Origin of the sequence: Microbacterium sp. MYb72 (assembly GCF_002979415.1) — a bacterium.
GTDB classification, from domain to species: domain Bacteria; phylum Actinomycetota; class Actinomycetes; order Actinomycetales; family Microbacteriaceae; genus Microbacterium; species Microbacterium natoriense.
Genome location: NZ_PCOT01000011.1, coordinates 94,269 through 100,313, shown reverse-complemented (window position 1 = coordinate 100,313; position 6,045 = coordinate 94,269). Strand labels below are relative to the sequence as shown.

The window sequence follows — 6,045 nt, the reverse complement described above, 5'->3', positions numbered from 1 at the left end:
GGGTGGGGTAGAGTGGGGGCAACCGAAGACCGCTGGTCATCGTCGTGCGCGTGAGTGCAAGACGGTCGAAGCTCTGCAATGCAGGGGCCCGCGCAGGTGTCACGAACTTCTCTGAGCTCCGTGCGCTTGCGCCGGAGCTCTTCTCATTTTCAGGGCACCGGGTGGTCGAGGCCGATGCTCCACCGTCGTGGAGCATCCCGAACACATCAAGGAGTGACCATGGCGCAGAAGGATGCATCGGTTGCCGAGCTCACGAAGTCATTCGAGAACTCGTCCGCCGTTCTGCTGACCGAGTACCGCGGTCTGACGGTTGCCCAGCTCAAGGAGCTGCGCAACAGCATCCGTCAGGACGCTGAGTACGCCGTGGTGAAGAACACGCTGACCAAGATCGCCGCCAACAAGGCTGGCATCACCGCGCTGGACGACGACCTCAAGGGTCCGTCGGCCGTCGCGTTCGTGCACGGTGACTTCGTCGCCACTGCCAAGGCTCTGCGTGACTTCGCCAAGGCCAACCCGCTTCTCGTGATCAAGTCCGGCATCTTCGAGGGCAACGCCCTGAACGCCGACGAGGTCAACAAGTACGCCTCGCTCGAGAGCCGTGAGGTTCTGCTGGCGAAGGCTGCGGGCATGATGAAGGCCACGATGGGCAAGGCTGCGGCCACCATCGATGCTCTTCGCGAAAAGCTGGAGACCGCAGAGGCCGCGTAAGCGACCGGCGATCTCGTTCAACAAAAACCATCTATCTAGGAGATACATCATGGCGAAGCTCACCACCGAAGAGCTGCTCGAGCAGTTCGCTGGCCTGACCCTCATCGAGCTCAACGACTTCGTGAAGGCGTTCGAGGAGAAGTTCGAGGTCACCGCTGCTGCTCCCGTCGCCGTCGCCGGCGCTGCGGGTGGCGCAGGCGCTGCTGAGGCTGAGGAAGAGAAGGACTCCTTCGACGTCATCCTCGAGGCCGCTGGCGACAAGAAGATCCAGGTCATCAAGACCGTCCGCGAGCTCACCTCGCTCGGCCTCGGCGAGGCCAAGGCTGTCGTCGACGGCGCTCCCAAGGCCGTGCTCGAGGGCGCGAACAAGGAGACCGCCGAGAAGGCCAAGGCTGCTCTCGAAGAGGCAGGCGCCACGGTTACCCTCAAGTAATCCGTCAGGGTCGGCCCTCGCGCTCCGACCCGATTGCGTCTCGACGCTTCAACGAAGGCCCCGGGTTCGTCCCCGGGGCCTTCGTGCATGCCGGGGCTGGTTCGTCGGCCGGGTTCAGGTGCGCGGCGCGGAGGTCGAGTTGCGCACCACGAGGGCGGATGCCGTGACCACGCGCTCGGGCGGGGAGTCAGGGTTCTCCATGCGCTGCTGCAGGAGTCGCACAGCCTCTGCGCCCTGCTCTCGCGGAGATTGCCTGATGGTGGTCAAGCTGAACATCGCGGCATGCTGATGATCGTCGACACCGATGATGCTCAGCTCGGTCGGCACGGCGATGCCCAGCCGGCGGGCTGCGATGGTGGCCCCGATAGCCACTTCGTCGCAGACTCCGACGATCGCGGTCGGGCGCCGTCTGCGGTCCCCGAGGAGCTCGACGGCGGTCTCGTATCCGCCGGGCATGTTCGGAGTCGCCTCCACGAAGCGCGCGGATGCCGACAGGCCCGCCGCGGAGAGAGCTTCTCGATACCCTTCGGCGCGGAGGGCGTCGCCCACGCTGAGGCGTGAGCTGTCAGCGGACCCCCCGACGAATGCGATGTGCGTGTGCCCGAGATCCAGCAGATGCTCGGTCGCTATACGGCCGGCTGAGACATCATCGATCGACACCGCGCTGGAGTCCTCGCTGTACGCGCCGACGCATACGAGAGGGCTCTCGGAGCGCTGCAGCCTCTCCAGCTCGTGAGCGCTCGGCTGGATGCCGACGGCGATGATCCCGTCGAAGCGGCGCCGCGGCAGCACGGTGTCGAAGAGCTGCTGCCGAGTGGTCGTGCTCTCTTTTATCCCGTAGAGCGCCAGGTCGTAGTCGAGTGCGAGCAGCGCGTCCTGGATGCCGGAGAGCAGCTCGAAGAAGAACCACCGATCCACAGGGGGCATGACCACCCCTACGGTTCCCGTGCGTCCTGTTGCGAGGCTGACCGCGGAGGAATGCCCGACGTAGGCGAGTTCGGATGCGGCATCCTGCACCCGCTTGCGGGTGTCATCCGAGACATAGCCGTTCCCGCTGAGAGCCCGACTCGCCGTCGCCTTGGACACGCCTGCGCGAGCCGCGACATCGGCGATCGTGCTCATCCCCGGTCCTCCTCGACCCTGGTCTGCGTCGGCAGACCCTTGACAGCGTAGCCTTTCGGAGTCCTCGAAGGGAACCGGTTCCACACTTTCGGCGAGGGAGCGCTCCCACAGATCTGGGGGATCCATCAGAAAGGTTGCGAGCTTGTGATAATTCCCGATTGTGTCGGGGCGTTCGCGGCCGGTAGGTTGTCCTGGAATCGGTTCCCGATCGCGCCGTGAGGGGCGCGGTCGAGGTGGGGGCCAGTTACTCGAAGAGGAGAAACCACATGGGTCTGTCACAGCGTTCACGGCGGTTCGCACCGCTGGCACTACTGGGGGTCGCTGGTATCGCGCTCGCCGGGTGTGGGGCACCCGGAGCACCGAGCGGCGGAGGCGGCGGATCGAGCGACAGCAAGACCGTCACGATCTACGGAACGATCGTCGACGACGAGGCGAAGCTCCTCCAGCAGTCCTGGGCCGACTGGGCCAAGGAGAACGACATCACCATCAAGTACGAGGGCAGCCAGGACTTCGAGACGCAGCTCGGCACCCGCGCACAGGGCGGCAACCCGCCTGACATCGCGATCTTCCCGCAGCCCGGTCTGTTCGCCGACTTCGCGAGCCGCGACTACCTCAAGCCGGCTCCGAAGGACGTCGAGGACAACGCCAACAAGTACTGGACGAAGGACTGGGTCAAGTACGGCACGGTCGACGACACCTTCTACGGTGCGCCGCTCATGGCGAACGTCAAGGGCTGGATCTGGTACTCGCCGACGAAGTTCAAGGAGTGGGGCGTCGAGGTTCCCAAGACGCTCGACGAGCTGAACACGCTCACCGCGTCCATCCAGTCGAAGACCGGCACCGCTCCGTGGTGCGCCGGCTTCGAGTCCGGCACGGCCACCGGCTGGCCGGGCACCGACTGGATCGAGGACTACGTGCTCCGCCAGTCGGGCGCCGACGTCTATGACAAGTGGGTCACTGGAGAGGTCCCCTTCACCGACCCCGCGATCAAGGGCGCGTTCGACTCCGTGGGGAAGATCCTGCTCGACCCGAACTACGTCAACGCCGGCTTCGGCGACGTGCGCTCGATCAACTCGACGGCGTTCGGCGATGTGGCTCCGAAGGTGGCGGACGGCTCGTGCGCTCTGACGCACCAGGCGTCGTTCCTCTCAGGCTTCTACCCGAAGGGCACCGACATCTCGCCCGAGGGCGACGTGTGGGCGTTCATGCTCCCGGGCGAGACCGAGGGTGAGACGACGGTCACCGGTGGTGGCGAGATCGTCGGCGCGTTCAGTGACTCCGAGGCCACGCAGAAGGTGCTGGCATACCTGTCCAGCCCGGAGTGGGCGAACAGCCGCGTCAGCCTCGGCGGCGTGACGAGCGCCAACAACGGCCTCGACCCCGAGAACGCGAAGGACCCCATCCTGCAGGAGACCATCAAGATCCTCCAGGACAAGGACACCACGTTCCGTTTCGACGGCAGTGACCTGATGCCCGGCGCCGTCGGCGCCGGCACCTTCTGGAAGGGCATGGTCGCCTGGATCAACGGCGACTCGACCGATGCGGTCCTGACCCAGATCCAGACCGGCTGGCCCGCCAGCTGATCGGTGACGAGGGCCGCCCCCGTCGGGGCGGCCCTCGTGCTCTCACAGGCCCGTGCATCGTCGCCCGGACCTGACATTCTGTTCTGCGTCATGAAGGGGAATCCGTGACCGCGAAAGATTTCTTCGGATGGATCGGCATGCTCCCGCCGATCCTGCAGGCTGTGGTCGTCGTCATCGCATTCGCGGTGGTCGTCGCCATCATCCTGCTGCTGGTGGACATAGCTCCACGCAAGGGAGCCCTCTACACCGGCGTGCGTCTGGCCATGTGCCTTCTCATCCCGCTCGCCGTGATGTGGTTCTTCCAGTCCTACTACTGGGCTATGGGCGTCGCCGTCGTCGTCGGCGCCGTGTTCTTCCTCCTCGACTTCCGTTCGCGTGACGGGGCGGGGTACCTGATCCAGCTGGTGGCGTTCATGGCGCCGGCGATGCTGCTGCTGCTCGTGGGCCTCATCCTCCCCTCGATCCAGACGATGTACACGTCGTTCTGGAGCTCGACGGGCAAGGAGTTCGTGGGCTTCACCAACTACATCTGGATCTTCACCCAGTCAGACGGCATCACCTCCGTGATCAACTCGATCATCTGGGTGCTGCTCGTGCCGACCGTCTCGACGCTCGTGGGCCTCGCCTACGCGGTGTTCATCGACCGCACCCGCGGCGAGAAGATCTACAAGGTGCTGGTGTTCATGCCGATGGCGATCTCGTTCGTCGGCGCCGGCATCATCTGGCGGTTCATGTACGAGTACCGCGGCGCCGAGTTCAAGCAGATCGGCCTCCTGAACCAGATCCTGGTCTGGTTCGGCGGAACTCCGCAGCAGTGGCTGCTGAACCAGCCGTGGAACAACCTGTTCCTCATCGTGGTGCTGATCTGGGTGCAGACCGGTTTCGCGATGGTCGTGCTCTCGGCATCCATCAAGGGCGTTCCGCAGGAGCTCCTGGAAGCGGCAGAGCTCGACGGCGCGAACGCCTGGCAGCGCTTCTGGTCGGTCACGGTCCCGTCGATCCGCCCCGCCCTGATCGTCGTGCTGACCACGATCTCGATCGCCTCGCTGAAGGTGTTCGACATCGTGCGCACCATGACGGCCGGAAACTACGGCACCTCGGTGCTCGCCAATGAGATGTACACGCAGTTCTCGAAGTTCGAGGCGGGTCGGAGCGCAGCGCTCTCGGTGATCCTGTTCCTCCTGGTGCTGCCGATCGTCATCTACAACGCACGCCAGATCAAGAAGCAGCGGGAGATCCGATGAGCGCCGTGACCACCGATTCTCAGAGCACCCGCGCGATCACGACCGGGGGCAGGCTGGAGGCCTCCGCCGGGCGCGCCCGCAAGCGGCTCTCGCGCCCCTGGGCGTCCATCGCCTCGATCATCATCGCGGTGCTGTGGACCATCCCGACGCTGGGGCTGTTCATCTCCTCGTTCCGTCCGAAGGATCAGATCTCCTCGAGCGGATGGTGGGAGTTCTTCGCCAACCCGCAGGTGACGCTGGAGAACTACGTCGAGGTGCTGCAGTCGGGCACCACTCAGCTGACCATCGTCGAGTCGTTCGTGAACTCCATCGCGATCACGATCCCGGCGACGCTCATCCCGCTGATGATCGCGTCGATGGCGGCCTACGCGTTCGCGTGGATCGACTTCAAGGGACGCAACGCGCTGTTCATCTTCGTGTTCGCTCTGCAGATCGTGCCGATCCAGATGGCCCTGGTGCCGTTGCTCAGCTCGTTCTCGCGAGGGATCAACCTCTTCGGCGTGCAGATCACGACGCCGCTCGAGGCCTCCCAGGGTTACGCGCAGGTGTGGTTCGCGCACACGATGTTCGCGCTGCCGCTGGCGATCTACCTGCTGCACAACTTCATGTCGGAGATCCCCGGCGAGATCATCGAGGCCGCGCGCGTCGATGGTGCATCGCGCGGGCAGATCTTCTTCCGGGTGGTGCTGCCGCTGACGATGCCGGCGATCGCGTCGGTCGCGATCTTCCAGTTCCTCTGGGTGTGGAACGACCTGCTCGTGGCCCTCGTCTTCGCCGACGGGGCAGCGGCGCCGATCACGAAGCTGCTGGCCGAGATCACCGGAACGCGAGGAAACGACTGGTACCTGCTCACCGCGGGCGCCTTCGTGTCGATCATCGTTCCGCTGATCGTGTTCTTCTCGCTCCAGCGGTACTTCGTCCGCGGCCTGCTCGCGGGCTCGACGAAGGGCTGACC

The 6,045-nt window shown here is 65.0% G+C and carries 6 protein-coding genes; 5 read left to right on the top strand and 1 reads right to left on the bottom strand.

Annotated features, from left to right (window positions below; all coding sequences use genetic code 11):
- Nucleotides 1–219 precede the first annotated feature (219 nt).
- Together rplJ and rplL are read left to right on the top strand one after the other, a co-directional pair.
- Entirely contained in the window at nucleotides 220–708 is a 489-nt protein-coding gene (gene rplJ / locus CQ047_RS08425; RefSeq protein WP_105674161.1) for a 50S ribosomal protein L10, read from the top strand.
- Between the two features lie 49 nt (nucleotides 709–757).
- The gene (gene rplL, locus CQ047_RS08420; protein WP_105674159.1) at nucleotides 758–1,141 is read left to right on the top strand and encodes a 50S ribosomal protein L7/L12; all 384 of its coding nucleotides are present in this window, start codon (nucleotides 758–760) and stop codon (nucleotides 1,139–1,141) included.
- A gap of 114 nt (nucleotides 1,142–1,255) precedes the next feature.
- Here the strand turns inward: rplL and CQ047_RS08415 are convergent, their stop codons facing one another.
- On the bottom strand, nucleotides 1,256–2,263 hold the full coding sequence (locus CQ047_RS08415; protein ID WP_105674158.1) for a LacI family DNA-binding transcriptional regulator: 1,008 nt from the start codon (nucleotides 2,261–2,263) through the stop codon (nucleotides 1,256–1,258).
- Nucleotides 2,264–2,529: 266 nt separating this feature from the next.
- On the opposite strand from CQ047_RS08415, the gene CQ047_RS08410 reads away from it, so the two are divergent.
- From CQ047_RS08410 to CQ047_RS08400, 3 genes are all read left to right on the top strand, one after another.
- Entirely contained in the window at nucleotides 2,530–3,846 is a 1,317-nt protein-coding gene (locus tag CQ047_RS08410) for an ABC transporter substrate-binding protein (protein WP_105674156.1), read from the top strand.
- A gap of 104 nt (nucleotides 3,847–3,950) precedes the next feature.
- On the top strand, nucleotides 3,951–5,090 hold the full coding sequence (locus tag CQ047_RS08405; RefSeq protein WP_223586011.1) for a carbohydrate ABC transporter permease: 1,140 nt from the start codon (nucleotides 3,951–3,953) through the stop codon (nucleotides 5,088–5,090).
- Entirely contained in the window at nucleotides 5,087–6,043 is a 957-nt protein-coding gene (locus tag CQ047_RS08400) for a carbohydrate ABC transporter permease (protein WP_105674154.1), read from the top strand. Before CQ047_RS08405 ends, CQ047_RS08400 begins: the two co-directional genes overlap by 4 nt.
- Nucleotides 6,044–6,045 lie beyond the last annotated feature (2 nt).

Coding starts and splice junctions, on each gene's coding strand:
- rplJ (WP_105674161.1), top strand. CDS start 220: ATGGCGCAGAAGGATGCATCGGTTGCCGAGCTCACGAAGTCATTCGAG.
- rplL (WP_105674159.1), top strand. CDS start 758: ATGGCGAAGCTCACCACCGAAGAGCTGCTCGAGCAGTTCGCTGGCCTG.
- CQ047_RS08415 (WP_105674158.1), bottom strand. CDS start 2,263: ATGAGCACGATCGCCGATGTCGCGGCTCGCGCAGGCGTGTCCAAGGCG.
- CQ047_RS08410 (WP_105674156.1), top strand. CDS start 2,530: ATGGGTCTGTCACAGCGTTCACGGCGGTTCGCACCGCTGGCACTACTG.
- CQ047_RS08400 (WP_105674154.1), top strand. CDS start 5,087: ATGAGCGCCGTGACCACCGATTCTCAGAGCACCCGCGCGATCACGACC.